Raw genomic sequence first — 25709 nt, 5'->3', positions numbered from 1 at the left:
TGACAGCATTTCACACGCCGATTCGGCCAAACCGCGTTAAGGCGGTGTCGACGCGTTGGGTAGCAACGCCCGTGGCGGCATCCGCGAAATCAGCTCCGTCGCGAGCTGTTCGTAGTTCTCGTCAAAGTGGTGCGAGCCGGGCTTTTTGTACACCGTGACGAACGATGGCAGGTTCGGGTCGGTGCACCCGCTGTCTTCGGCATCCTCTGCGCCGTAATAGCAGGCCATCGGCGGCTTGCCGTCCAGGGCGTGGATGGGCGGCATGGCATCGTAATGGACCACGGGGTTCAGCCACTGCAGCAGGTTGTGCGTGTGGGTCGTCCACCAGCCCTGCTGCATGTAGCCCTCGAGTTCGATCTCGAAATTCACGTCGCGGCTGGCCGAGAGCAACACGAGTTGCGAGAGCCGGCTACGGTTGTCCGCACGCAGTTTGCCGACCAGGCTGGGCAGCACGTCGGCGCCAAAGGAATAGCCCACCAGCAGGATCCGGGTCTTGCCCCACTGCTTGCTGTACTTGTCGAGCAGGCGATCGAGATCGTGGCCCGATTCGTCGGGCGCACGGTAACGCCAGAAGTACTTGAACGTGCTCAGGCCCACGACGGGGATGCCGCGCTGGGTGAACACGGCACCCAGGCGCTGGTCGAGATCCCACCAGCCGCCATCGCCGGAATAGATGACCACCATCAGGTCTTCCTCGCCCGCCGGCGGCGCCTTGAGCGCGGGGAGCTCGACGGTGGCACTTTCCAGCGAGGCGCGGGTCCACGGGTGCCAGGCCAGCAGGCCGCCCAGCAGCATGACAACTAGGGCGATGACGACGCCGCGAACGATCTTCCTCACCGGCGCACGACCCCGCCGAGGCCGCCGGAAATCAGGCTGGCCACGTTGGCCAGCGCGAGCGGCAGCGCGATACCGCCCGGCACGGCGATGTAGCGCGGCTCCCATTCGGGATCGAACTTGTCCTTGTAGCGGTGCAGGCCACGGAAGTTATAGAAGCGCTCGCCACGGCCAAACACCATGGCGCCAAAGCGGCTCCACAGCGGTGCCGTGCGGCGGTTCTGCAGGCCCGAAAGCGGGGCCATGCCCAGGTTGAACCAGCGGTAGCCGTTGGCTTTCGCCCACGTCATCAGCTCGATGAACAGGAAATCCATGATGCCGGCAGGGCCTTCGGGCAGGTGGCGCATAAGGTCGACGGAGGCTTCCTCCTTCGACTCGGTGAGGAACATGTTGGCGAACGCGACGAGTTCTTCACCCTGCCAGATCACCGCCATGGGCGTGCGTGAGAGGTACCGCTCATCCCACAGGCCCAGCGAGAAGCGCTTCTCGCGGACCTTCTTGTCGCGCATCCATGCATCGGAGATGAGTTTAAGCCTTGGCAGGATGGCTGGCACCTGTTCGATCGGGATGATCTCCAGGCGTAGCCCGTCGCGCGCGAGCTTGTTCACCGTGCCGCGCAGCGTCTTCTTCGATTTGCCATCGAGGTTGAAGGTCTCCAGCCGAACCCGCGCTTCCTCGCCGATCTTCAGCAGGTTCATGCCCACTTCGAGGTACAGGTCCAGGTCCTCCGGGCGCACCTGGTAGAACAGCGGCCAGCCACCGGCGCGCTCGCATTCCTCCCGGAAGCTCCATACCAGTTCGCGGCGGGCATCCTCATCCTCACCCACCGGGTCGCCCATGGCCACCCAGCTGCGCCCTTCGATGTCGTACATGATGAAGGCGCGGTCATCCGGGGCGAACATCAGGGTCTTGTCGGCCACGAGTGCCAGGTGCGCCTGCGCCGAGCTGAACTGCTTCAGCAAAGGCATGGCACGGGCCAGTTCCGTATCGCTGGGGCGGGCACGCCGTGGTGGGGCCGGCCGGATCAGGTTCGCCAGCGCGAACAGCATGACCACCGCGGCGGCGCCCACCAGGGCGCGCAAGGCGCGGGGCGCACCGCCGTGGCGGAAGCTGAACTCCCACCACAGGTTGTTGCTGTACTCGACGTGCTTGAAGCTGAAGAACACCAGCCACGTGGCGCAGGCGAACACCGCGGCGATGGCGATGACCCAGCCGGGAGAGAACGAGGCGCGGAACAGCGAGGCGCGGCGGTAGAAATGCCGATGCGCTGGCGCGAGCGCCAGGGCGAGCAGGGTGAGGAGCGTGGCCTCTTCATAGTCGATGCCCTTCAGCATCGACAGCACCGCGCCCAGGATCAGCAGCACAAGGCTCAGCCAGTACGCCGCATCGAGCCGGCGCTGCAGGCCGCGGGCCAGGATCAGCAGCAACATGCCGACCACGCTGGAAAGGAAGTGCGAGACCTCGACCAGCGGCAGCGGCACGAAGCCGCGCAGGATCTCCATGCGGCCCGGGATGGCCAGGGTGGCCCCCGAGAACAGCAGCACCGCACCGCATACCAGCGTGAGCCCCGCGAAGAACGGCGGCAGCAGGCCGGAGAACCACGGCGTGATCAGGGCGGCATGGCGCAAGGCGCGCAGCTCGCGGACGATCACCATGAGCGTGGCCACGCACAGCGGCAGCAGGTAGTACACCGCGCGATAGGCGGCCAGCGAGCCCAGGATCGGTGCCTCCAGCCCGTGGTTCCCGGTGGCACCGAAGCCGGCCAGCATCACGGCCTCGAACACACCCAGGCCACCCGGCACGTGGCTGATCAGGCCCGCCATCTGGGCGAGCACGAAGATGGCCAGGAAATGGCCGAAACCGCCCACGATCGCTTCGGGCATCAGCACGTACAGCACGCCCGCCGCCAGGCCCCAATCCAGTGCGCCGACCAGGATCTGCCGCGCCGCGACGGTTGGCGTGGGCGAGTTGACGGCCCAGCGCCAGACGCGGATGGGGCGGCGCACGAACACGGCCACCGCGAACCAGGCCACGGGTACGGCCGACAGCACGATCGCCAGCGGGATCCGCAGGCCCGAGAGCGGTACTTCCGGCGGGATGGGGACGAACATGAGGATGGCGCCGGTGAGCGCCATGAGGCCCAGCCAGAAGCTCAGCGTTGTATAGAGCACCACCCGGGCAATCTCGCCCGTGGTCAGCCCCGCCTGCACGTAGAACCGGTAGCGGATGGAGCCCGACACCAGCAGCGACATGCCCAGCGCATTGGAAAAGGCATAGCTGATGAAGGAGATAAGCCCGACGCGTTTTGCCGGAAGCCGCTTGCCCACGCTGGCCAGGCCGAACCAGTCGTACAGGGTCATCACCGCGAACCCGGCGCCCGTCAGCAGCACCGCCAGGCCGATATCGGCGTTGGGCAGGTTGTGCACGTAGTCGCCGATCTGGCGGTACGTCACCTCGCTGGCCATGAGGTGCAGGGCCCACAGGGCAAGGCACAGCAAGGCCACCGACAGCAGTGGCCCGCCCGCCCTGCGCAGCAGGTTGGCGTAATGCGCGCGCTTGCCAAGGGGCGGTTGGTTAGGCGACAGCTCCGTGCTGGGTGCTTGCTCCACGGTGCCGCGGCTCCAGATCTGGCTCGTAAGGTCGTGTAGGGTGCCACATAGCGCGCCGGGGCGGCAGGGAGCACGTTCGTGCCGAATGCGATGTATGCCCATCCGGCACGTGAAAGCTGGCGCTAAGGTTTGGGAAAGGAGCATGTAAGCGCGGTTTCTTACGCTGCGATGACAAGGCAGGCGTGCGCGCCCGCCCGTCCGTCCGCGAGGCACCATGCATCCTGTTTCCCCGGCGCTGCGCCAGCGCTTCCGGCCCCTGGCCTGGTATGGCGCCCTGTTCATCGCCGTGGCCTTCGTGGTCCGGCTCATCCTCCTGATCAAGACCGGCAAGGATGTGCCGCACTCGCCGGGCGCGCTGCTGTACGTGTTCGGCGTGGGGCTGGGTTACGACCTGGTCACCTTCCTCTACATGGGCTGGCCCATGTTGCTGGTGCTGTGGCTATTGCCGCGGCGGGCCGCCATGTCCCGCTGGGGCCGGCGTATCTTCCTTGGCTTCGCCTGGGTGCTGGCCTTCGCCACGCTGTTTGTCGCGGTCGCCGAACTGGTGTTCTGGGGCGAGTTCAGTGCCCGCTTCAATTTCATCGCGGTCGATTACCTCGTCTACACCCATGAGGTCGTGGGCAATATCCAGGAGTCGTACCCGATCGGCACCTGGATCACCATGATCGCCCTGCTCGCCGTGGGCATCATCTGGCTCAGCCGCCGCAAGCTGGCGCTCGGTGACGATGGCTCGCGCTTCGCTGGCCGCAGCATGGTCGTGCTCGGCTGGCTGGTGGCGACCGTGGCCGTGAGCTTCGGCGTGGATGCCGCCATGAAGGATGGCCAGCGCAACCAGTACATGAACGAGCTGGCGGGTGATGGCACCTACGAGTTCTTCGCCGCGTTCCGCGAAAACGAACTCGACTACGCCAAGTACTACCCTTCGCTGCCCAAGGACCAGGCCTTTGGTGAGCTGCGCACGTTGCTGAAGACCCCCGATGCCACGTTCACCAGCGATGATCCGATGGACATCACCCGGCGGATCGAGAACGCCGGGCCGGAAAAGAAGCTCAACGTGGTGCTGATCAGCGTGGAGAGCCTGTCGGGCGACTACGTGGAAGGTCTTTCGGTCAGCAAGCACAAGCACCTGATGCCGAACCTGGATGCGCTCGCCGACAAGAGCCTGTTCTTCACCGAGCTGTACGCCAATGGCACCCGCACCGTGCGCGGCCTGGAAGCGCTGGCGCTCTCCGTGCCGCCCACGCCCGGCGAATCGATCGTCAAGCGGCCCGGAAACGAGGGCCTGTGGTCCCTGGCCGATGTGTTCAACGCGAAGGGCTATACGTCCGAGTTCGTGTACGGCGGCTACGGCTACTTCGACAACATGAACCACTTCTTCGCGAGCAATGGCTATGACGCCGTTGATCGCAACGTGATCGATGCGAAGGACATCCACGCCGAGAACGTGTGGGGCGTGGCGGATGAGGATCTGTTCACCCTGGTCATGAAGCGCATGGATGATGCCTATGCGAAGGGCAAGCCGTACTTCGGCCATGTCATGACTACGTCGAACCACCGGCCGTTCACCTTCCCGGCCGGGCGTGTGCCGCTGCCGCAAGGCTCGCGACGTGCCGCGGTGCAGTACACCGACTGGGCCATCGCCGATTTCCTCAAGCGCGCGGCGACCAAGCCGTGGTTCGATGACACGATCTTCGTGATCACGGCCGACCACTGTGCTACCAGCGCAGGCAAGACCAGCCTGCCGATCGATCGTTACCACATCCCGCTCTATATCTATTCACCCAAGCATGTGGCGCCGGGTCGGGTCGATCGGCTGATGAGCCAGATCGATATTCCGCCGACGCTGCTGGGCATGCTCAACTTCAGCTACACATCGCGCTTCTACGGCTACGACCTGTTCAAGCTGGAGCCCGGTCGCGAGCGGGCGTTCGTAAGCACCTACCAGGAGTTGGGTTACCTGCATGGCGGCATGCTGGCATCGCTGGTGCCCAGGCAGCCGGTCAAAGAGATGCTGCCGCAGGAGGAAACCGGCGATGCGACACCGGTGGCGACGTACAACGACCAGAACGCGAAAGATGCAATAACTTACTACCAGACCGCTGCGTACCTGTTCACCAATGGCCTGATGAAACGCAAGTAATGCCGCAACTGAAGGAGCGCGCTTGCGCGCGATGGGGCCTGCCATAACCCCCATCGCGTGCAAGCACGCTCCTACAACGGCTATCGGTTACGCCGCCGAGTCGACCAGCACCAGTTCGGCATCTTCCTTCGCGGTGATGCGCAGTACGCGCTCATCGCGGATCGCGGCGCCATCGCCCTTGCCGAGGTCCTGGCCGTTGATCTCCACGGCACCGGCAGCCGGCACCATGTAGGCGAAGCGACCTTCGCCCAGCGCGTACTCCGCGGTCTCGCCGGCCTTCAGGCTGGCGCCAAGCACGCGCGCATCCGTGCGAATCGGCAGCGCATCGGCATCGTCTTCAAAACCGCTGGCCAGCGTCACGAAGCGGCCCGAGCGCTCGCCCTTGGGGAACGGGCGGGTGCCCCACGACGGTGCCTTGCGTTCGCCATCGGGAATGATCCAGATCTGGAAGATCCGCGTGGCGTCCGGTTCGGCGTTGTATTCGGCGTGGCGGATGCCGGTGCCTGCGCTCATCACCTGCACATCGCCGGCCTCGGTGCGGCCCTTGTTGCCCAGGCTGTCTTCGTGGGTGATCGCCCCTTCGCGGACATAGGTGATGATTTCCATGTCCGAATGCGGGTGCGCCGGAAAGCCGGTGCCGGCGGCGATGGTGTCATCGTTCCATACACGCAGCGCGCCCCAGCCCATCCGCTTCGGATCGTGGTACGAGGCGAAGGAGAAATGATGCTTCGCGTCGAGCCAGCCGTGGTTGGCACCACCCAGGGTGTTAAAGCGGCGGATATCGATCATGGTCATGCTCCCCCGGTGTTCGCCGGAATGGTTGAGTGGATGGGCGTATTTTCCGCCTCCACCGGGGGTTGTGGCGCATCGGCCGGCCGAACGGATCGTTTCCCCAGGGAATCAGCCGAAGCTAGCGTGGCGCCGGTGGGTTGATTTCACGAACGACACGAACGGCTGGACACCATGCGCTGCCGTGCACGTTCGCGCCGCCGGCAATCAGCAGGGTGACCTGTCCCGGGCCGTGCGATGAACAACGGGATACCAGCGCCTGGGTGGAAATGAGGCGGTGGCGCTCGGTGTAGAACGGCCACGCTGTGTTCCAGGCGGCCGGCCGCTGGACAACGCGGCTGGTGAGGCGCAAGGGCTGGCCGTGCTGCATCGCTTTGGCGAACGCCTTCGCACGCGCGGTTTCACTAATGCGTACCACGAACTCGCCAGAACCTGGCGCATCGCCTACGGTCTGCACGGCGAAGTAGCGATCGGCCTGCATGTTCGAGGCCATGGATGACGCGGGCGCGGCGAGCGCCAGCGCGGTCAGCAAACGTAGGTGTGGCATGTAGCGTCCTTCCTTGGAGGGGCCTCAAGGGAAGCACGGGGCGCGCGAGCGGGTCCACGGCCAGCCGTACTGGCGGGCGCAGCGCCTACGGATCGTGCCGGCATTCGCCTACACGGTTGCCTTTGGGCGAAGGCTGCCCATATGGAAATGATCGGTGCCCGTCGCACCCCAAGGATTGCGCCCATGATTCCGTTTTCCGTCCTCGACCTGGCCCCGGTGCCGCGCGGCTCATCCCCCGGCGAGGCGCTGCGCCACTCGCGCGACCTTGCCGTGCATGCCGAAGCGCTTGGATTCCACCGCTACTGGCTGGCCGAGCACCACAACATGACCGGGATCGCCAGCGCCGCCACCGCGGTGGTGATCGGCTATATCGCGGAGGCGACGAAGACGATCCGTGTGGGCTCCGGCGGCATCATGCTGCCCAACCACGCCCCGCTGGTGATCGCCGAGCAGTTCGGCACGCTGGCCTCGCTCTACCCGGGCCGTATCGACCTTGGCCTGGGCCGTGCCCCGGGCACCGATTACGCCACGGCACGCGCATTGCGCCGTGCGATGGGGCCGAGCGACGACCGGTTCCCGGATGACGTGGTGGAGCTCCAGCATTACCTGGGCCCGCTGCAGCCCGGCCAGACGGTGCGCGCCGTGCCTGGCATGGATACGAACGTACCGCTGTGGCTGCTGGGCTCCAGCCTGTTCAGTGCGCGCCTTTCGGCGGAGCTGGGCTTGCCGTTCGCGTTCGCATCGCATTTTGCCCCCGACCTGATGATGCAGGCGCTAGAGGTGTACCGCACCATGTTCCGGCCCTCCGCCGTGCTGGACAAGCCGTACGCCATGCTCGGTATCAACGTGGTGGCCGCCGATACCGACCAGGAGGCACAGCGCCTGTTCACGTCGCAACAGCAAGCGTTCTGGAACCTGCGCCGCGGTGCGCCCGGCCAGCTGCCGCCGCCGGTCAACAGCATGGAGGGCATCTGGACCCCGATGGAGAAGGCACAGGTCGATCACGCGCTGTCGTGCGCGGTCGTGGGTTCACCCGATACGGTGCGCGAAGGCCTTGCGGCGTTCATCGAACGCACGCAGGCCGATGAACTGATTATCACTGCCCAGGTCTTCGACCACGAGGCACGCAAGCATTCGTACACGCTGGTGGCCGAACAGCACGCTGCGCTCGCCGCGAGCGCCGCGGCATGACGCTGCGGGTCGTCCTGGACACCAATGTGTGCCTGGATGCCTTCGTGTTCGCCGATCCCCGGGCCGCGGCGCTGGTCGCGGCCATCGAGGGTGGCGAAGTGGAAGCCATAACGCGTGATGATTGCCGCGACGAATGGCTGGCGGTACTCGACTACCCAACGCTGAAACTCGACGACGCCCGCCGGGCCGATGCGGTATCACGCTTCGATGCGCTGGTTCGCCGGTTGCCGACGGATGAGTGCACGAAGAAGCCGCCTCGCTGCAAGGATCCCGACGACCAGAAGTTCCTTGAGCTTGCGGCGTCCTCGCGTGCCTCCATCGTGTTCTCGCGTGATGCCGAAGTACTACGCCTCGGCCGCCGCACGAAGCGCGAAGGGTTGTTCGAGATCATGCGCCCCGAGGAATGGCCCGCGTTTCGCGACGCGGATTAATAAGCGCGCTCCTGCAACAGCGGTGTCTAGTCCAGCGGGACGAGCGCAATGAAATTGCGCAGGCTGTAATAGCGTTCGTGCTGCGGCCAATCCACGGAGGCGATCGCCTTGTGGCCTGCGGCCCACGGTTCGTTATCCAGCAGCACCTCGACCTGGCTCTTGCCATCGCCCACGTTGCCGTAGAAGACCCGGATCCAGTGCACATCGCTGGTGAGCGGTGCGGTGGCGATCGCGGCTTCCAGGGCCGACAGGCCGTCTTCGGGGATCTCCATCGGTGCATCGCTTTCGCCACGCAGCGTGAAATCGCCGATGTAAACGGTGAAGCGGTGCATACCCGCCGTGATCTCACGAACGGCCAGCTTCTTTTTGTTCACGAGGTGCCAGCACGCGGCCAGTACCACGTGGAAATCGTTACGGGCAAAGCTATCGATCGCGTCGCGCACGCCCACCTTGCCGGCGCCCACGCCGCCAAAGCTCTCTTCGATCGTGCGCTCCTCGTCGAGCACGATATCCAGGTCCAGCCGGCCCATGCCGCCGTCCTTGCCTTCGTGCCAGATGCCGCGGACCGCGGGGTAGTCGCCGTCGTCCGAGCCATCGTCGTCCTGGGTGAGCAGCCAGTCCTCGTCGGGTACGAGGCCAACGTCGTTGGCAGCGAAGAGATCGATAAGGCTGTTCTGGATAAGTCGGTCCATGGAAATTCCGCTGGGGTAGATCGTGGGGTGGATTATGCGATGCCTGCCGCGTGTCCGAGCGCCATCGCGGCGGCAGGGTTACGCTCTTTCGCCGCCGAGATGAAGTAGATGAACGCGTCCCTGGGTGTTTCCCGTGGCTGGGGCTGGCCGACGTGTGGCAGATCGTCAGGATCGCCACCGCTCGTCCACGTAGCGGCGCGCGTGGCCCATTCGGCCAGCGCGGCGGCCGTGTAACCGGTCTTGCGGTTCGCCTGGCTGCGCATGAGGCGTGCGTAGACGAACGGCCCGGTGAGGTCGGCGAGGTTGGGGTAATCGGGTGAATCCGTATACACCGTGGCCACGCCGCGGCCGCGCGCCAGCTCAAGCCAGCGCGGGTCGAGGAAGCTTTCGTGGCGCACTTCCACGGCGTGGCGAAGGGGCATCCCGTCCACCTTTTCCGGCAATAGATCGAGGAACGCCGCGATATCGCCAGGATCGAACGTGCGCGTGGGCAGGAACTGCCAGAGCACGGGGCCGAGCCGGTCGCCGAGGGCGGCAGCGCCCTCGATGAAACGCGATACCTGCTCCTTCGTCTCGGCCAGGGCTTTTTTCTGCACGATGTACCGCGGCGCCTTCACCGAAAAGAGGAAGCCATCCGGAACGGTGGCCGCCCACTGGCGGTAAACCTCGGGCGCGGGCGCGCGGTAGTACGTGCCGTTGATCTCGATGCTGGTCACGTGCTGGCTCGCGTACTCGAGTTCGCGCTTCTGGGTAAGGCCTTCAGGGTAGAAGACGCCGCGCCAGGGGGCGAAGTTCCAGCCACCCATGCCGGTGCGCAGGGTGCCGTGGGGTTGGGTTTTCTTGACCATGGTCACTCCATGCTCGCAGGCCATCGGTGGAGGTCACGTCGTTGCATGCCGCGATGGGGCAGATCGGCGATACTTCGGGCCCAGCACCTTGCCATCATTGCGCCATGCCCACTATCCGCATCATGACAGTCGACGATCACCCGCTACTTCGCGAGGGGATCGCTGCCGTGCTTGAGGGACAATCCGGGCTGGAGCTTGTCGCCGAGGCAAGCACCGGCGAGGAAGCGATCGAGCGCTACCGGGCGCTCCGCCCCGATCTCACCCTGATGGACCTGCAGATGCCGGGCATGGGCGGCATTGCGGCGATCGAGGCGATCCGTGCCGAGTTCCCCGACGCGCGGATCCTCGTGCTCACCACGTACCGCGGCGATGTGCAGGCGCTGCGCGCGTTCCGCGCCGGCGCCCAGGGCTATTTGCTGAAGAGTGAGCTGCGCAAGGACATGCTCAGCACCATCACCCAGATGATGGATGGCAAACGCCGCGTGCCGGACGAGATCGCCCACGAGATCGCCGGTCACGCCAATGACGACGAGCTGACGCCGCGCGAAACGCAGGTGCTCACTCACGTGGCCACCGGTGCCGCCAATCGCGATGTCGCCAGCACGCTGGGTATCGCCGAAGAAACGGTGAAGGCGCACATGAAGAGCATCCTGGCCAAGCTGCAGGCGAACGACCGCACGCATGCGGTAGCCATCGCCCTGCGCCGCGGCATCATCGAGCTCTAGGTGTTTTATCCGGTGCGCGCGTGCGCGTACCGCTTCCGGTAGTCCGCGGGCGTGACGCCCAGCCGGCGCACGAACGCGCGGCGCAGGCCATTCGCATCGGCGTAACCCAGCTTTGCGGCAACCCGCTTGGGCGTGTCGTGGCCTTCTTCCAGCCAGCGGCGTGCGGCCTCCACACGCATGGTTTCCACGAACTCGGCCGGTGTCATGCCGACCTCGCGGTGGAAGACGCGCGCGAAATGACGCGGGCTCATCCCGGCGCGTGCGGCCATGCCCGGCACGGAGTGGTCCTCGCCGGGATGCGCGGCGACATACCGTTGCAGCTCCTGCAAGGCGCCACGGCCAGCAGGGGCCGCCTCACCATGCCGGCTGAACTGCATCTGCCCACCGGGCCGGCGGTAGAACACCACCAGTTCGGCGGCGACGGCCATGGCCACGTCGCGGCCGAGGTCCTCCTCGACCAGGGCGATCGCCAGGTCCATGCCGGCGGTGACGCCCGCCGCCGTGCATACCGGCCCATCGCGGACCACGAAGGCGTCGGCCTCCACGGTCAGGCTGGGGTGGCGGCGGCCCAGCAGCTCGGCCACCTTCCAGTGGGTGGTCACCCGGCGCCCGTCGAGCAGGCCGGTCTGGGCGAACAGCAACGCGCCGCTGCAGATTGAGCCGTACCGCCGCGCGCGGGCCGAGTGCGCCTGCAGCCAATCGAGGGTATGCAGGTCAGTGGCGGCGTTGGCGAGATCCGGTGAGCCGGCCACCAGCAGGGTATCCAGCACCGGGATCTGGTCCTGGGTGCTGCGGTCGGGCAGGAAACGCATGCCAGACGACGCGGCCACGGCCAGGGGGGCGGTGCCTACCGTAAGGACCTTGTACACCTCACGCCCGGTCTGCCGGTTGGCCTCCGCAAACACGTCGGCTGGTCCTGAGACGTCCAGCATCTGGACGCCCGGTGGCGCGACGATGGCGATGGCCAGGGGCTTCGGCATGCCGTGATTATGGCTGGATAAGGCAGTAGGTAGCAATTACCGCCGTATTGACGGCCGATGCGATGACGGATTTGATCTGATAATCAGTCGTATTTACGATTAGCACCTTTCGCGTCCCCTCCCCAAGGTTTCCCTGATGTCCATCCGCCCTACCGTCCTTGCCGTTGCGCTGGCCGGCGCTCTTGTCGCGCGCGCCGCCCCCGCCCAGGACGCCACCAACCCGCCACCGCCGAACCCCACCAATCTCGAGGGCGTGAAGGTGGTGGGTGACTGGCTGGGCGATGCGCAGCAGAACGTGGTGCAGAACCACCCCGGCGCGCGCACCGTGGTTCGCCGCGAGGAACTGCGCGAAGCGGGCGCCACCAACCTGCGCGACGCCTTGCGCCGGATCCCCGGCGTGCAGGTGCAGGAGAGCAACGGTACGGGCGGCAGCGACGTCTCGCTCAACGTGGGCGTGCGCGGCCTCACCTCGCGCCTGTCGCCGCGCTCAACCATCCTGCTCGATGGCGTGCCGCTGGCCGTGGCGCCGTATGGGCAGCCGCAGGTCTCCATGGCCCCCGTCGGCCTGGGCAACCTGCAGGCGGTGGACGTGGTGCGCGGTGGTGGCTCCGTGCGTTACGGGCCGCAGAACGTCGGCGGCATCATCAACTTCGTGACCCGCGATATCCCCGAAACCTTCGGCGGCAGCGCCGGCGTGCAGTTCCAGGGCAGCGAGCACGGCGGCATCCGCACCAATACCAACGCGTTCGTGGGTGGAACCACCGACAAGGGCCTCGGTATCGCCCTGCTCTACAACGGCCTGCACGGCCCGGGTTACCGCGAGCACGAAGATAACGAAAGCATCGACGACGTGATGCTGAAGGCGAAGTACGCCATCACCAGCGAAGACACGCTCACCGGCAGCATCCACCACTACGACGGCCAGGCGGGCATGCCGGGCGGCCTTACCCAGGCCGATTACGATGCGGACCCGTTCCAGTCGCGCCGCCCGTACGATGATTTCCACGGCCGCCGTACGGACTACGTCGTCAAGTACAGCCACGTCGAGGACCGCCGCTCGTTCGAAGTGCAGTCGTACTACTCCGACAGCTTCCGCGGCAGCCACATCGAAACGATTACCGAAAACCCGAACGGCAGCTACACGCACCAGCTCAATGCGTACCCGCGCAACTACCACGTGTTCGCGATCGAGCCACGTTATTCGCAGCTGTTCGACTGGGGCCAGGTCACCCACGAGATCGGCATCGGCTATCGCTACACGAACGAAGCGATGCACGAGCAGACGTACCGCAACAACAAGTTCACCTCGAACCTCTGGTACACGCCCTTCACCGGCGATCCGTACAACGGACCGTACGTGCTTTCGGGCAACAACACCGGCAGCAACGAGGCGCACGCGGTCTACATCGATGACACGATCAACGCCGGCGACTGGACGATCACGCCCGGCCTGCGTTACGAGCGCATTCGTAGTGAGTGGCAGGCGCACCCGAGCAGCACGGTCATCGTGAAGGGTCCGACCGAGCGCCGCGAGCAGTACTCCAAGCCGTTGCCGTCGCTGAATGTCATGTACCACCTGAGCGAGGCGTGGAAGCTCTACGCCAACGCGGAAACCTCGTTCGGTTCGCTGCAGTACTTCCAGATCGGCCAGAAGGATTCGACCGGCCAGTTCGCCCAGGGCCTCGAACCCGAGCTGGCGCGCACCTATGAAATCGGCACGCGCTACGACGACAAGGCGTGGGGCGGCGAAGTCAGCCTGTTCCGCATCAACTTCGATCACGAGCTGCAGCTGGTCGGCAAGCTGCCCAACGTGCCGGATTCGTACGAAGGCTGGACCAGCCTGGGTGCAACCACCCACAAGGGTGTGGAAACGTCGGCACATCTCGATTTTGGTTCGTTCGCTGATGCACTCGAAGGGCTGACCCTGTGGGGCACGGCGACCTACACGCATGCGTTCTACAAGCACGGCTCATTTGCCGGGAAGGACCTGCCGTTCTACTCACGCCGCACCGCCAACCTCGGCCTGCGCTACAACGTGGCGGCGTGGACCTTCAACCTCGATGCGTTCTCGCAGTCGCGCCAGCACTCGCCTGGCTCGCCGAGTTTCGATCCGGCCAACCCCACCGAGTATGTCACCGAGCCCTCGGCCGATGGCGACCTGGGCAATATCCCGGGCTGGACGACCTGGAATGCGCGTGGCGAATATGCGTTCGGCCCCTCTCTGTCGAACCTGCGAGTGGGCGTGGGCGTCAAGAACCTGTTCGATCGCCGCTACTTCACCCGCTCCACCGATAACAACGACGGCCTCTACGTCGGTATGCCGCGCACCTACTTCGTCCAGGCTTCCGTGGATTTCTGATGACTCATCGCCCGCGCCGTTTCCGCAGCACCCTGAAGACCCTGCACCTTTGGCTGGGCCTGTCGCTAGGCTTGCTGCTGGCGCTGGTAACGCTTTCGGGCAGCGTGCTGTTGTGGGAGCAGCCGCTGTTCGCGGCCGCGCACCCCGAGCTGGTGTCCCGGCCGCTGCCCGACCTGGCAACCCAGGCGCGGTCACTGGAAACCGTGCTGGCGTCGCCGCAGGCCAAGGGGCTGCGCGGTTTGTCGTTGCCCGATGCCGAGCTGCCCGTGTGGGAGGCGCAGGCACGCGGCGGTGACCGGATGTATTTCGATGCCACCACGGGCGACCTGTTGCTGACCCGGCACAAGAGCGGTGACGTACTGCTGACCCTGCTCGACTGGCACACGCACCTGCTCACCGGCGAGGTAGGCGAGACCGTGCTCGGCGTCGTCGCGTGCACCGGGTTGTTCATGCTGTTTTCGGGCGTGTGGCTGTACTGGCCGGGACGCCAGCGCGCGCTGAAGCACATCAAGCCCCACGCGAACCCACCGGTGCTGCGTTGGGCGAGCTTCCATCGCGCGGTGGGCGTGGTCGCCCTGCCCTTGCTCATCGTGATGATCGGCACCGGCACCACCATGGCCTACCGCGGTGCGGTGCGTAACGGCCTGGCGGCCGCGTTCGGCGAAAAAGCGCCGGCCAAGCCGCCGAAGACTGCCCCGCTGGACGGCAAACCGGACTGGGCGGCGGTGCTGGCAGCGGCGCGTGCGGCCGCACCGGATGCGGAACTCACCCGCGTGACCTTGCCCGGCAAGGACTCCGGCACCATCGCCATGCGTGTCCGCCGCGCGGGCGAATGGAATCTCGCGGGGCGCAGCACGCTATTCATCAATGGCCGCGATGCCAGCGTGATCGGCGGCGAGGATGCAACGAAACTGGGACCAGGCGGGCGCCTGGCCAACGCACTGTTTCCGATCCACTCAGCAGCGATCGGCGGCGTCGTGTGGCGCACGGTAGCGTGCATCACCGGCCTGCTCCCGAGCTTCCTGCTGGTCACCGGCTTCCTGTTCTGGCGCGCCCGGCAGCGTCGCAAACCCTGATCCAACCCCATGCCTGTAGGAGCCCACCCTGTGGGCGACATCTTCTCGCGACCACATGGCAGGCCCCGTGGCTCTCCCGCGCAACGCATCGCCCACAGGGTGGGCTCCTACAAAAGCGCCATGTCATTGCCCCAATTGTGGCCGTATCGGCACGTATCCTGCCCGCTCAGCCCGCCAGGACCATGACCATGCGCCGCACCCTGCCCTTCATCGCCGCCTTAGCCACCCTGCCCGCTTTCGCTCAGTCGCCGACCGCGCCCGTTCCCGAATGGAGCGAGCCGGCCGCGCCACACGTGATCTACGGCAACACCTATCAGGTCGGCACCAAGGGCCTCTCCTCCATCCTCATTACTTCGCCGCAGGGCCATATCCTTATCGATGGCACGTGGACGAAGAACGCGCCGCTGATCGAGGCGAACATTCGTACGCTGGGCTTTCGCGTCGAGGACATCAAGGTGATCCTCAACTCGCATGCGCACCACGATCATGCGGGGGCCATCGGCCAGCTCGCGAAAGATAGCGGCGCCACAGTACGTGCGACGGCAGCGGGTGCGAAGGCGATGCGCCTGGGCGGACAGGATCCGGACGATCCGCAATACACGCCCGGTTCGAAGGATGCCTACCCGGTGTTCCCCGTGAAAGGCGATATCACGGACGGCACGGTCGTCACCGTAGGTCCGTTAAAGCTGACAGCACACATCACGCCTGGTCATACGCCCGGTGGAACCGCGTGGACATGGGATGCATGCGAAGGCAGCACGTGCAAGCGCATCGCGTACGCGGACAGCCTGTTTGCGTTCTCGTCGGACACGTATCGTTACAGTGACCACCCTGCCTACGTGGCGGCTTACTGGAAGACCTTCGATCGCGTGGCCGCGCTACCATGCGACATCCTGGTCACACCGCACCCGGAGCAAGGTGAAGGCAAAACCTGCAAGGCCTATGCACAGGCCGGCCGCGACAGGCTGAAAGAAAAGCTCGAAGAAGAACGCCACTAACCGTAGGAGCGCACCCTGTGCGCGACAACTTTTCGCGATGAAGCTGCAGGCCCTGTTGCGATACGGCGAAAAGCTGTCGCGCACAGGGTGCGCTCCTACCATGGCGGGTGCTTTATGCGGGCCTGGCGAGCATCTGCGTGATGCGTTCGTCCTTCTCCTGCCACAGCTGGTTGATCCACGCCTGGAAGCGTTCGCGGAAGGCGCTGTCGTTTTCGTAATCGCCGCGCATGCTGTCCAGGAGCGGCAGCTTGCGGACGTGGATTCGGATTTCGCGGATGCGGCCGGCGATCATGTCCATCATCGAGCCCGGGCCGTCGGGGTACACGATGGTCACATCCAGCATGTGCCGGATCGCATCGCCCATCGCATCGACCACGAATGCCACGCCGCCGGCCTTGGGCCGCAGCAGGTGGGTATAGGGCGATTTCTGCGCATCGTGCTTGGCTTGCGTGAAGCGCGTGCCCTCCGTGAAGTTCATGATGGCCACGGGCACGTGGCGGAACTTTTCGCATGCGCGGCGCGTGGCGTCTCGGTCGCGTGATTTCAGTTCCGGGTGGCGCTCGAGCTCCTCACGCGAGTGGCGCTTCATGAACGGGAAATCGAGCGCCCACCAGGCTGGCCCGAGCAGCGGTACCCAGATCAGCTGACTCTTCAGGAAGAAGCGCATGAACGGAATGCGGCGGTTGAAGATCTTCTGCAGGGCCGGGATATCGATCCAGCTCTGGTGGTTGCACACCACCAGGTAGTTATCGCGCGGCGTGAGGCCGTCGATGCCCTCGACCGTCCACCGCGTGCGGGTGAACGCCCCCCAAAGCCACCCGTTGAAGCTGAGCCAGCTCTCCGCGATGCCCACCAGCGCCGCGCCGCATGCCTTACGCATGGCCTGCAACGGCAGCACGATGCGCACCAGCGTCAGCAGGAGCAGCGGCGTGACATGCAGTACCGTATTGCCCAGCAGGAACAGGCAGGCAAGGGGGACGCGCAGGAAGACCGGTAGCGAGGCGAACATGGGCCGTGGGTTCGGTTAAGGAGGGGCCAAGTCTACAGGCCCAGCCGCTCCACGACGTCATCCAGGCTCTGGCGCACCTTGTCGATGCCTTCCCAGGGGTCTTTCTTCAGCCGCCCCAGGCGCTTGGGGACGGTGTGGATGGTGAAATCCGCGCCGGAGGTGAGCTTGCCCAGTTCCTCCCAACGCAGCGGTACCGCGACCGGCGCGCCGGGGCGTGCGCGCAGCGAATACGAGGCGACGGCCGTCGCCCCGCGGCCATTACGCAGGTAATCCAGGTAGATCCTGCCGCTGCGCACTTTCTTTGCCGCCGTGGCGACGAATTCATCGGGATGCGCCTGGGCCAGGGCGTCCGCAAACCCGCGGGCGAAGGTGCGCACGGTCTCCCAGTCCGCGCCTGGCGAGAGGGGGACCACAATGTGCAGGCCTTTGCCGCCCGTGGTGCGGACGAAGGATACGAGCCCGAGCTGCTTGAGAAAATTCCGCACCATGCGTGCGGCCGCGACGACGCGCTTCCACGCGACGCCTTCACCCGGGTCAAGGTCGAAGATCACGCGGTCGGCTACGTCAGGCCTTTTGGCATGCGAGCCCCAGGGGTGGAACTCGATGGCGCCGAACTGCACGAGTTCCATGAGGCCGGCCTCGTCCTTCGGGTACAGATAAACGGCCTGAGTGCCGGTCTCCTCCTTGAGCTTTGCCGAACCCACGTGATGCAAGCCGGCGATCATGTGTTTCTGGAAGAAGCAGTGCTCACCGATGCCGCCTGGGCAACGCAGCATCGGCATGGGCCGGTCAGCCACCGGCGGCAGGAACCACGGCATCACCGCTTTGTAGTAGTCGGCGACATCCTGCTTGGTGATGCCATCGTCCGGATACACGACCCGGTCGGGGTGAGTGATGGTGATCTCGTTGGTCGCCACGGGCCTTTTCCTCGCGGACGGTTTCGGGTCGGGTGATGCTGCCGTGCGACGGTCGCTATCGCGCAGATCCCTGGGTGCCTTGTCGATACGCAGCGCTTTCAGGCTGGGCTGGCGGAGCAGACCAAGGTTGCCGATGCCACGGTAATAAACCTCGGCCACCACGGTCGGTGTGACCCAGAGGGCGCCGCGGAGCAGGGGATCGATGCCGTCCAGCGGCACGGGCGGGGTCTTTTGGCCGCCCCGTGCAAGCGTTTTGCCGAGCTTGCGCAGCATCTCGTCGGTAAAGCCGGTGCCAACGCGACCCACGTAGGTCCAGCGGCCCTTCGTGCCGGGCCTGGCAAGCAGCAGCGAACCGAACGAAAGTCGCGAGCCCTTCGCAGGCGTGTAGCCGATAACGGCATATTCGTCCGCTTCAAGGCGTTTGATCTTCAGCCAGTCGTCGTTGCGCCCGCTGTGGTAAGGCCCGTCGATGCGCTTGGAGAGGATGCCCTCGAGCTTCTGTGTCATGGCGACCGCAAACGCCTTATCGCCATGCCCGATCGTGTGTGCGCTGAAACGCAGGTGGGCCGGGGCGTGCGCAAGCATGCGTTCGAGCAGGGCCTTCCGTTCGATCAGCGCGACGCGCGACAGGTCATAGCCCTGCAGGAACGGCATATCGAACAGCATGTAGACCAACGGTGCGTTGGCTTCCCCTGCGAGCGTCTTCTGAAGCGCATTGAAATCGCTGCGGCCGTGCGAGTCGAGTGCGATGAGTTCGCCATCGAGCCGTGCGCTCTCCAGGCCAAGCGCTTCAATGGCGCGCACGATCTGTGGAATGCGGTGATTCCAGGGCAGGGCGTTGCGCGACCACAGGTTCACTTCGCTGTTGGCGATGCCGGTAAGGATGCGATACCCGTCCCACTTCACTTCATGCAGCCACGTATCGCCTTGCGGCGGTGCCTCGCGCAAGCGGGCGAGCTGTGGCGCGAAGTACGCCGTGCCTGGCTTGCCTTTCCGCGCCCCCTTAAGGGCTCCGGCTGCCGTGGTGAGCGTGGCGAGTGTCTTCCGGATGGCCATGGCAAGGATGATTAAAGCCCCGCGGTGAACAGGCCGTGCAGCCCGCACGGAGCCTTCTCCAGAGTTGTCGGCGCCTACGTGGCGTGGCTACGCTCGTGGTTCCAGAAACGTCACCGGATGTTCGCACGCCATGCACGGCCCACGTCTTGCCCCCATTGACCCCGCGCGCCGCCGCTTCGTGCAAGGCCTGGCCGTGGCCGGGGTAGGCCTCGCCACCGGCGCGGTACGCCCCGTTTTCGCGCAGGCATCCATGCCACGGGTGGCCGACCTGCGCGGGCCAGCGTTCCAGTTGGCGGTGAGTGAGGCGGCCGTGGATTTCACCGGGCGTGCCCGCAAGGCGGTCACGCTGGGTGGCGGCGTCCCCGGCCCGACCTTGCGCTGGCGCGAGGGCGACGACGTGAGCATCGCTATCGAGAACCAGCTGGATACCGTGACCTCCATCCACTGGCATGGCCTGATCGTGCCCGCGGACCAGGATGGCGTGCCGGGCCTGAGCTTCGATGGCATACCGGCCCGCTCGCGCTTCACCTATCGTTTCCCGGCGAAACAGGCCGGCACGTACTGGTACCACGCACACAGCCGCTTCCAGGAGCAGAGCGGCCTGTACGGCGCCATCGTGATCGACCCGGCTGGCGGCGAGCGCTACCCTGCGGATCGCGAGCACGTGATCCTGATCAGCGACTGGACCGACGAAGACCCCGAACGCGTTTACGCGAAGCTGCGGACGCGCTCGGATATCTACAACTACGGGCAACCCACGCTCGCCGGCTTCCTGCGCGATGCGCGGGAGAAGGGCTTCCACGATGCAGTGGCCATGCGCCGCATGTGGAACCAGATGCGCATGAATCCCACTGACCTGGCCGATATCTCGGCCAGCACCTACACGTACCTGGTCAACGGCACGGCGCCCGCAGGAAACTGGACCGGTGAATTCAAGCCGGGCGAGCGCGTGCGGCTGCGGCTCATCAATGGGTCGTCCAACTCGATTTTCGACCTGCGTATCCCGGGCTTGCGCATGCAAGTGGTCGCGGCAGATGGGCAAGACGTGCTGCCGGTGGAGGTCGATGAACTGCGGCTTTCCGCGGCGGAAACGTACGACGTGATCGTTACGCCCACGGAAGACCGGGCGTACACCGTCTTCGCGCAGTCGATCGATCGCGCAGGCTATGCACGCGCCACGCTGGCGCCACGCCCCGGCATGCGTGCCGACATCCCCGCGCTGGACCCACGGCCACGGCTGGCCATGCGCGACATGATGGGTTCGATGGCCGATGACGCCACCGACGGCGCCATGGTGATGGCGCACCACGCCAGCACGGAATATGGCCCCAACGTGGATATGCGCGTGGACATGCCACGTACGAACCTCGATGACCCAGGTGTAGGTTTGCGTGAGCGCACGCACCGTGTGCTCACGTATGCGGATCTGCACAGCGTGGGCGGTGCTTACGACACGCGCGAACCCTCACGCACGATCGAACTGCACCTCACCGGCAATATGGAGCGGTTCGCCTGGGGTTTTGATGGCCTGAAGTACTCGCAGGCGAAGCCGGTGCACTTCCGAAAAGGTGAGCGCCTGCGCGTCACCCTGGTGAACGACACCATGATGAACCACCCGATCCACCTGCATGGCATGTGGAGCGACGTGGAATCACCCGATGGACGTTTCCAGGTGCGCAAGCACACGGTGAACGTGCAACCTGCGCAGCAAGTGAGTTACGCGGTGACCGCCGATAACCCGGGACGCTGGGCGTTCCACTGCCACATGCTTTACCACATGGAAGCGGGCATGTTCCGCGAAGTGGTGGTGTCATGAGGCGCTGGTTGTGGATCGTTGCGTTGTGCCCGTTCGCGGCGCTCGCGCAGGAGATGCCGGCGATGGAAGGCATGGACCATGGCGCCATGCATCACGATGCGCCGCCAACGCAGGATCCCCACGCCGCCCACGACATGAGCGGCATGCACGACATGGGTGGCATGAGTGGGGCGGCCGGCGAAAGCGATATGAAAATGGGCGCCATGCAAGGCGGCAGTGCGCCCGCCGATGCACGCAGCCCCGATTGGTCGGATGGTGTCGCTCCGGCGGCGATGCACGGCATGGCCATGCACGACATGGATGACACGGCACCGAACGCGATGTTCTTGCTGGACAGGCTCGAAGCCTTTGCAGGGCAGGGCGGTCACGGCCAGTCGTGGGAAGCGGAAGGCTGGTATGGCAACGACAGCGACAAGGTGTGGTTCCGCAGCGAAGGCGAGCGCGAGGGGAGCCGTCCACACGATGGCGATGCGGAGCTTTTCTGGAGTCATGCCGTAGCAACGTTCTGGGATACCCAGCTCGGCGTACGCAGCGATTTCGGGGAGGGCCCGAAACGGCAATGGGCCGCGTTTGGCTTGCAGGGCCTCGCGCCTTACTGGTTCGAACTGGAGGCCACGGCGTACGTGGGGCAGGGCGGGCGCACGGCAGCGCGCGTTCGCGCGGAGTACGAACTGCGTATCACCCAGCGCCTGATCCTGCAGCCCGAACTGGAGGCGAATGCCTACGGCAAGGATGACGAGCGCCGTTTGATAAGGTCCGGCCTTTCGTCGGTCGAAGGCGGCTTGCGCCTGCGTTATGAGTTCACCCGCGCGTTCGCACCGTATGTCGGGGTGGCGTGGGAGCACCTCACCGGCGCCACGGCCGACCTCGCCAGCGAACAAGGCCGCCGCATCACCGATCGGCGCTGGGTCGCCGGTCTCCGCCTCTGGTTCTGACAGCCCCACGTATTATTGACTGTCATGCACCACGGGAAGATTGTTCGTGCATCCAACGCACGAGTGCTCTTCATGTCCACCGATGGCCGCCTGCTGGGTAACCTGAGCGTCCTTGTCTCCGTCGTGGAAACGGGCAATTTCGCCCGCGCCGCCGAGGCACTGGGCCTTTCACCCTCCGGCGTCAGCCGCGCCATCGGCCGCCTGGAAACCCGCCTGGGCGTACGGCTCCTTCAGCGCACGACCCGCTCCGTCCACCTCACCGACGAAGGCGAACGCCTGGTGGCCCAGGTGGGCCCCTTGCTTTCGGGCATCGAGGACGCTGCCCTCGCGGCGGCAGGCGATGCCCAGGCGGTCCGCGGCCGTATCCGGGTCAGCCTCGATCCGATGTTTTCGCGGTTGGTCGTGGCGCCCCGGCTGGCCGCCTTCCTGGCCCAGCACCCCGCGCTGGAGATCGAGATCGTGACGCGCGACGAGCTGGGCGACCTGGTGGCCGAGGGCATCGACGTGGCCGTGCGCTTTGGCGTGCCTCCGTCGTCATCCCTGGTCGCCCGCAAGCTGCTTGATACCCGCGTGCTGACGGTTGCCGCACCTGCTTACCTCGCGGCCCATGGCCAGCCGCGCACCCCGAAGGATCTGGTGTCACACAGCTGCATCCAGTTCCGCGACCCCGTGACCCGCCGGCCCTTCGAATGGGAGTTCCACCGCCGCGGCAAGGTCACCGTGGTGGAGACGAAAGGCCCGATCCTGGTGACGGACTCGGCGACCATGTACGGTCTTTGCGTCGCAGGCGCCGGTATCGCGCAGGTGCTCGAGATCAGCGTGCGCGACGCCCTGGAAGACGGCCGGCTGGTGGAACTGTTCCCCGGCCACGCGGAAGAGACCTTCCCGCTGTACGCGTTCTATCCCTCCCGCAGGCACGCGCCACCCAAGGTGCGGGCCTTCGTCGACTTCTGCGTGGCATTGGGCCGCCGCGCGTGAACACAGCGTTGACGGGCAGGGTGGTTCGCTTGGTGGACCAGCCTGCCGGGAGCGCCGCCATGCCACCGCGCGACACCTACGACGACCCCACCACGGGCTCGGGCGACCCGACCCACGGCCAGCCACCAGGCCCGGTGGAACCGGTGAACCACGGTTCGGGCGATCCCCAGCACAAGCGCGACGCGGATGTCGAAAACGGGGGTAGCGGATCGACGTAAGGGTAGATGCCACCACGAAGGAGCACGCCATGAGCCGTCCATTCCGCCGCATTACCCCGTTCCTGTGGTTCGATACCCAGGCTGAAGAGGCAGCGAGGTTCTACACAACGATCTTTCCGAACTCGCGTATCACGGCAGTCACGCGCTATTCGAAGGAATCATCCGCTGCTTCCGGGCGGCCCGAAGGTTCGGTCATGACCGCGGCATTCGAGCTCGATGGCGAGCCGGTCACGGCGTTGAACGGCGGCCCCCTCTTCAAATTCAATGAGGCGTTGTCGCTGGTCGTGCACTGCAAGGACCAGGCGGAGATCGATCATTACTGGGAAAAGCTTTCCGAAGGTGGTGATCCGAAAGCCCAGGCGTGCGGTTGGTTGAAGGATAAGTTCGGCCTGTCGTGGCAGATTTGTCCCGTGGACATCGAGGAACTGGTGCAGAACCCCGGCTCCGTCGCGGCGTTGATGCACATGACGAAGATCGATATCGCCGCGATGCGCGCCGCGGCAACGTGACTCGCGCGCAAGCGCGCTCTTACAAGGGCTCTCGCAGGTCTTGTGTAGGAGCGCGCTTGCGCGCGAGCTTTCCCGCCAGTTGGTGGCAGCGGCTTGTGTGACATTGACAGCGTCACTTGCAAAAGGTGAAAGTCGGTCGTCATGCCATCGCGGGGAGAGGGTGTTGAACCGACGTGAGTTTGCGAAGACGCTGGCGCTGGTCAGTGTGGTGGGGAGCGGCCTGTGGCCGGTGAAGCAGGCTTTTGCGCAAGCGCCGCGCGCACAACGCGGTGTGGTGGTGGATCCAGCGAAACTCCGCGATCTGCAGCAAGCCTTTCTCGAACTTCGCTTCGGCATGTTCATCCACCTCAACATGGCCACGTTCGAAGAGCGCGAATGGGGTGATCCCCTGCTCTCGCCCAAGCTCTTCAACCCGAAGCATCTTGACCCGGCGCAATGGGCGAAGGCCGCGAAGTCGGCGAACATGGGCTACGCCTGCCTCACCACGAAACACCACGATGGCTTTTGCCTGTGGCCGACGAAGACCGGCAGCGCGAATGTCATGCAGTCGTCGTACCCGCACGACGTGGTGCGTGCCTACGTCGACGCCTTCCGCAAGGCCGGGCTCAAGGTCTGCCTGTACTTCTCGATCCTCGACCTGCGCCAGGATATCCGCGCGCGTACGGTGACGCCGGAGAAGGTGGCGCTGATCAAGGCGCAGATCACCGAGCTGCTCACGAACTATGGCCCGCTTACCGCGTTGATCCTCGATGGCTGGAACGCCTCGTGGTCGCGTATCTCGTACGCGGAGCTGCCGTACCGCGAGATCTACGACCTGGTGAAGTCGCTGCAGCCCGATTGCCTGCTTACCGACCACAACGCGGGCAGCTACCCAGGTACGGCGCTGTACTACACCGATATCAAGCAGTATGAGCAGCACGCCGGGCAGAAGATCCCGCCCGATAGCCCGGTGCCCTCGCAATCGGGCACCACGTTGCAAAGCGACTGGTTCTGGAAAACCTCGTACCCCACATCGCAGCTCGCATCCGCACAAACCATCGTCGATGACTGGCTGAAGCCGTTCAACGCGAACCACTGCAACCTGATCCTCAACGTCGCGCCAAACCGCGATGGGCGCTTCGACGACAACGCCGTGGCGCGGCTGGCCGAGATCGGTAGCCTGTGGAAGCCCGAAGGCAAGGTCGCTCCCATCGATCGCCAGGTGACCATCACCACGCCGAACCTGGCAGCCGGCAAGCCCGCATGGGCCAGCGCGAGCGATGAAGCCGTGGGCCCCGACCTGGCTTTCGACGAGAACTTCCGAACCTACTGGCTGGCCGATCGCGGCAAGACCGAAGGCTGGATCGAAGTACGCTTCGAGGCACCCATTTCGTTCAACACGCTTTCCGTGATCGAGCCGCGCGATCCTGATTACGGGACCACCAGCCGGATCACGGCGTACAAGGCGCGGGTCGAGCAGGGCGGCATCTGGGTGGATATCGCCAGCGGTGCGACGCCCGCGGCCTACCAGTTCCACGAAGTGCCCCGCGTCACCGCCCAGCGCGTACGCCTGTGGGTAGAGGGCCGCCAGCCAGGCATCACGGAATTCGGCCTGTACGACGAACCCAGGGCCTGAGGGAACGTGTAGGAGCGCGCTTGCGCGCGATCCACGCCGAGAAGGCGTAACCTATTGAAATGTAGGTTATTGCCTTCATATAGGCCTCATCGCGCGCAAGCGCGCTCTTACAGGTCTTTAGCCCGGAGGTGCGGCATGGCTACGGGATGGGCGGGTGATACCGCCGTACAGGATCAGATCGATGCCACCGTGGAAGACGCGGTGAAGCGCGCGCGCAGCCACATGGCCAAGGGCCCTGGGCTGGAGCGCTGCGAGGAATGCGACAAACCGATCCCCGAGGCGCGGCGCAAGGCCGTCCCCGGCGTGCGGCTATGCGTCGCCTGCCAGGAGGCGGCCGATCACGAGGCGGCGACTTTCGCTGGCTATAACCGGCGCGGCAGCAAGGACAGCCAGTTGCGCTGAGGTTTACCATGGGCGTTCCCCGCACCATGAAGTCC

At 65.4% G+C, this 25709-nt stretch carries 23 protein-coding genes; 14 read left to right on the top strand and 9 right to left on the bottom strand.

The genetic code is table 11. The features are described from left to right. Window positions 1-36 precede the first annotated feature (36 nt). Entirely contained in the window at window positions 37-837 is an 801-nt protein-coding gene (locus L2Y97_RS21655) for a virulence factor (RefSeq protein ID WP_247430924.1), read from the bottom strand. After that, window positions 834-3443, bottom strand: a complete 2610-nt coding sequence (gene mprF / locus L2Y97_RS21650) for a bifunctional lysylphosphatidylglycerol flippase/synthetase MprF (RefSeq protein ID WP_247430921.1) — start codon at window positions 3441-3443, stop codon at window positions 834-836. The genes L2Y97_RS21655 and mprF overlap by 4 nt, the downstream gene beginning before the upstream one ends. 214 nt (window positions 3444-3657) lie before the next feature. On the opposite strand from mprF, the gene L2Y97_RS21645 reads away from it, so the two are divergent. After that, window positions 3658-5583: an LTA synthase family protein gene (locus tag L2Y97_RS21645; RefSeq protein ID WP_247430919.1), complete on the top strand. Its 1926-nt coding sequence runs from the start codon at window positions 3658-3660 to the stop codon at window positions 5581-5583. An 87-nt stretch (window positions 5584-5670) separates the two neighbouring features. On the opposite strand, the gene L2Y97_RS21640 is transcribed toward L2Y97_RS21645, so the two are convergent. Next, on the bottom strand, window positions 5671-6372 hold the full coding sequence (locus tag L2Y97_RS21640) for a pirin family protein (protein ID WP_247430916.1): 702 nt from the start codon (window positions 6370-6372) through the stop codon (window positions 5671-5673). Between the two features lie 121 nt (window positions 6373-6493). After that, a complete protein-coding gene (locus L2Y97_RS21635; protein ID WP_247430914.1) occupies window positions 6494-6919 on the bottom strand; it encodes a BP74-related protein in 426 nt (141 codons plus the stop codon). Window positions 6920-7102: 183 nt separating this feature from the next. On the opposite strand from L2Y97_RS21635, the gene L2Y97_RS21630 reads away from it, so the two are divergent. Continuing rightward, a complete protein-coding gene (locus L2Y97_RS21630; RefSeq protein WP_247430911.1) occupies window positions 7103-8110 on the top strand; it encodes an LLM class flavin-dependent oxidoreductase in 1008 nt (335 codons plus the stop codon). Next, window positions 8107-8541, top strand: a complete 435-nt coding sequence (locus tag L2Y97_RS21625) for a putative toxin-antitoxin system toxin component, PIN family (protein ID WP_247430908.1) — start codon at window positions 8107-8109, stop codon at window positions 8539-8541. Before L2Y97_RS21630 ends, L2Y97_RS21625 begins: the two co-directional genes overlap by 4 nt. Window positions 8542-8567: 26 nt before the next feature. Here L2Y97_RS21625 and L2Y97_RS21620 read toward each other — a convergent pair whose 3' ends face one another. Together L2Y97_RS21620 and L2Y97_RS21615 are read right to left on the bottom strand one after the other, a co-directional pair. Continuing rightward, window positions 8568-9233 carry a DUF6348 family protein gene (locus tag L2Y97_RS21620; RefSeq protein WP_247430905.1) on the bottom strand — a complete coding sequence of 222 codons (666 nt, stop codon included), beginning with the start codon at window positions 9231-9233 and terminating at the stop codon, window positions 8568-8570. Between the two features lie 32 nt (window positions 9234-9265). Beyond that, complete coding sequence (locus L2Y97_RS21615) at window positions 9266-10081, bottom strand: DUF72 domain-containing protein (RefSeq protein ID WP_247430902.1); 816 nt, start codon at window positions 10079-10081, stop codon at window positions 9266-9268. Window positions 10082-10185: 104 nt separating this feature from the next. On the opposite strand from L2Y97_RS21615, the gene L2Y97_RS21610 reads away from it, so the two are divergent. Beyond that, complete coding sequence (locus L2Y97_RS21610) at window positions 10186-10806, top strand: response regulator (protein ID WP_247430899.1); 621 nt, start codon at window positions 10186-10188, stop codon at window positions 10804-10806. A 5-nt stretch (window positions 10807-10811) separates the two neighbouring features. Here the strand turns inward: L2Y97_RS21610 and L2Y97_RS21605 are convergent, their stop codons facing one another. Further along, a complete protein-coding gene (locus L2Y97_RS21605; RefSeq protein ID WP_247430896.1) occupies window positions 10812-11786 on the bottom strand; it encodes a GlxA family transcriptional regulator in 975 nt (324 codons plus the stop codon). A gap of 136 nt (window positions 11787-11922) precedes the next feature. Between L2Y97_RS21605 and L2Y97_RS21600 the strand changes: the two genes are divergently transcribed. The 3 genes from L2Y97_RS21600 to bla all read left to right on the top strand — a co-directional run bounded on the left by L2Y97_RS21600 (window position 11923) and on the right by bla (window position 16219). Beyond that, window positions 11923-14145 (top strand): TonB-dependent receptor family protein, encoded by a 2223-nt coding sequence (locus L2Y97_RS21600; RefSeq protein ID WP_247430892.1) that lies wholly within the window; start codon window positions 11923-11925, stop codon window positions 14143-14145. Beyond that, window positions 14145-15221 (top strand): PepSY-associated TM helix domain-containing protein, encoded by a 1077-nt coding sequence (locus L2Y97_RS21595; protein ID WP_247430887.1) that lies wholly within the window; start codon window positions 14145-14147, stop codon window positions 15219-15221. Before L2Y97_RS21600 ends, L2Y97_RS21595 begins: the two co-directional genes overlap by 1 nt. 188 nt (window positions 15222-15409) lie before the next feature. Next, window positions 15410-16219 carry a subclass B3 metallo-beta-lactamase gene (gene bla / locus L2Y97_RS21590; protein WP_247430884.1) on the top strand — a complete coding sequence of 270 codons (810 nt, stop codon included), beginning with the start codon at window positions 15410-15412 and terminating at the stop codon, window positions 16217-16219. A 112-nt stretch (window positions 16220-16331) separates the two neighbouring features. Here bla and L2Y97_RS21585 read toward each other — a convergent pair whose 3' ends face one another. Together L2Y97_RS21585 and ligD are read right to left on the bottom strand one after the other, a co-directional pair. Next, the gene (locus L2Y97_RS21585; RefSeq protein ID WP_247430881.1) at window positions 16332-17228 is read right to left on the bottom strand and encodes an acyltransferase; all 897 of its coding nucleotides are present in this window, start codon (window positions 17226-17228) and stop codon (window positions 16332-16334) included. Window positions 17229-17260: 32 nt separating this feature from the next. Next, window positions 17261-19201, bottom strand: a complete 1941-nt coding sequence (ligD, locus tag L2Y97_RS21580) for a DNA ligase D (RefSeq protein WP_247430878.1) — start codon at window positions 19199-19201, stop codon at window positions 17261-17263. Between the two features lie 130 nt (window positions 19202-19331). On the opposite strand from ligD, the gene L2Y97_RS21575 reads away from it, so the two are divergent. The 7 genes from L2Y97_RS21575 (at window position 19332) to L2Y97_RS21545 (ending at window position 25674) form a co-directional block, all read left to right on the top strand. Then, window positions 19332-21017, top strand: a complete 1686-nt coding sequence (locus L2Y97_RS21575; protein WP_247430875.1) for a copper resistance system multicopper oxidase — start codon at window positions 19332-19334, stop codon at window positions 21015-21017. Further along, window positions 21014-21952 carry a copper resistance protein B gene (locus L2Y97_RS21570; protein WP_247430872.1) on the top strand — a complete coding sequence of 313 codons (939 nt, stop codon included), beginning with the start codon at window positions 21014-21016 and terminating at the stop codon, window positions 21950-21952. Before L2Y97_RS21575 ends, L2Y97_RS21570 begins: the two co-directional genes overlap by 4 nt. A gap of 72 nt (window positions 21953-22024) precedes the next feature. Further along, complete coding sequence (locus L2Y97_RS21565) at window positions 22025-22930, top strand: LysR family transcriptional regulator (protein WP_247430869.1); 906 nt, start codon at window positions 22025-22027, stop codon at window positions 22928-22930. A 59-nt stretch (window positions 22931-22989) separates the two neighbouring features. Continuing rightward, on the top strand, window positions 22990-23148 hold the full coding sequence (locus L2Y97_RS21560) for a hypothetical protein (protein ID WP_247430868.1): 159 nt from the start codon (window positions 22990-22992) through the stop codon (window positions 23146-23148). Between the two features lie 29 nt (window positions 23149-23177). Next, window positions 23178-23657: a VOC family protein gene (locus L2Y97_RS21555; RefSeq protein ID WP_247430865.1), complete on the top strand. Its 480-nt coding sequence runs from the start codon at window positions 23178-23180 to the stop codon at window positions 23655-23657. Window positions 23658-23820: 163 nt separating this feature from the next. Next, on the top strand, window positions 23821-25272 hold the full coding sequence (locus tag L2Y97_RS21550; RefSeq protein WP_247430862.1) for an alpha-L-fucosidase: 1452 nt from the start codon (window positions 23821-23823) through the stop codon (window positions 25270-25272). Window positions 25273-25407: 135 nt separating this feature from the next. Then, on the top strand, window positions 25408-25674 hold the full coding sequence (locus L2Y97_RS21545; RefSeq protein ID WP_247430860.1) for a DksA/TraR family C4-type zinc finger protein: 267 nt from the start codon (window positions 25408-25410) through the stop codon (window positions 25672-25674). The last annotated feature ends 35 nt before the right edge of the window (window positions 25675-25709 follow it).

The organism is Luteibacter aegosomatissinici (assembly GCF_023078495.1).
In the GTDB taxonomy this organism is placed as follows: Bacteria; Pseudomonadota; Gammaproteobacteria; order Xanthomonadales; family Rhodanobacteraceae; genus Luteibacter; species Luteibacter aegosomatissinici.
This window is presented reverse-complemented; position numbering and strand designations above follow the sequence as displayed.

Bases quoted from the DNA above. Each gene is read 5' to 3' on its own strand.
- L2Y97_RS21610 (WP_247430899.1), top strand. From the start codon at position 10,186: ATGCCCACTATCCGCATCATGACAGTCGACGATCACCCGCTACTTCGC.
- L2Y97_RS21630 (WP_247430911.1), top strand. From the start codon at position 7,103: ATGATTCCGTTTTCCGTCCTCGACCTGGCCCCGGTGCCGCGCGGCTCA.
- L2Y97_RS21615 (WP_247430902.1), bottom strand. From the start codon at position 10,081: ATGGTCAAGAAAACCCAACCCCACGGCACCCTGCGCACCGGCATGGGT.
- L2Y97_RS21560 (WP_247430868.1), top strand. From the start codon at position 22,990: ATGCCACCGCGCGACACCTACGACGACCCCACCACGGGCTCGGGCGAC.
- L2Y97_RS21585 (WP_247430881.1), bottom strand. From the start codon at position 17,228: ATGTTCGCCTCGCTACCGGTCTTCCTGCGCGTCCCCCTTGCCTGCCTG.
- L2Y97_RS21545 (WP_247430860.1), top strand. From the start codon at position 25,408: ATGGCTACGGGATGGGCGGGTGATACCGCCGTACAGGATCAGATCGAT.
- ligD (WP_247430878.1), bottom strand. From the start codon at position 19,201: ATGGCCATCCGGAAGACACTCGCCACGCTCACCACGGCAGCCGGAGCC.
- L2Y97_RS21565 (WP_247430869.1), top strand. From the start codon at position 22,025: ATGTCCACCGATGGCCGCCTGCTGGGTAACCTGAGCGTCCTTGTCTCC.
- L2Y97_RS21635 (WP_247430914.1), bottom strand. From the start codon at position 6,919: ATGCCACACCTACGTTTGCTGACCGCGCTGGCGCTCGCCGCGCCCGCG.
- L2Y97_RS21605 (WP_247430896.1), bottom strand. From the start codon at position 11,786: ATGCCGAAGCCCCTGGCCATCGCCATCGTCGCGCCACCGGGCGTCCAG.
- L2Y97_RS21575 (WP_247430875.1), top strand. From the start codon at position 19,332: ATGCACGGCCCACGTCTTGCCCCCATTGACCCCGCGCGCCGCCGCTTC.
- L2Y97_RS21595 (WP_247430887.1), top strand. From the start codon at position 14,145: ATGACTCATCGCCCGCGCCGTTTCCGCAGCACCCTGAAGACCCTGCAC.
- L2Y97_RS21640 (WP_247430916.1), bottom strand. From the start codon at position 6,372: ATGATCGATATCCGCCGCTTTAACACCCTGGGTGGTGCCAACCACGGC.
- L2Y97_RS21625 (WP_247430908.1), top strand. From the start codon at position 8,107: ATGACGCTGCGGGTCGTCCTGGACACCAATGTGTGCCTGGATGCCTTC.
- L2Y97_RS21620 (WP_247430905.1), bottom strand. From the start codon at position 9,233: ATGGACCGACTTATCCAGAACAGCCTTATCGATCTCTTCGCTGCCAAC.
- bla (WP_247430884.1), top strand. From the start codon at position 15,410: ATGCGCCGCACCCTGCCCTTCATCGCCGCCTTAGCCACCCTGCCCGCT.
- L2Y97_RS21645 (WP_247430919.1), top strand. From the start codon at position 3,658: ATGCATCCTGTTTCCCCGGCGCTGCGCCAGCGCTTCCGGCCCCTGGCC.
- L2Y97_RS21600 (WP_247430892.1), top strand. From the start codon at position 11,923: ATGTCCATCCGCCCTACCGTCCTTGCCGTTGCGCTGGCCGGCGCTCTT.
- L2Y97_RS21555 (WP_247430865.1), top strand. From the start codon at position 23,178: ATGAGCCGTCCATTCCGCCGCATTACCCCGTTCCTGTGGTTCGATACC.
- L2Y97_RS21570 (WP_247430872.1), top strand. From the start codon at position 21,014: ATGAGGCGCTGGTTGTGGATCGTTGCGTTGTGCCCGTTCGCGGCGCTC.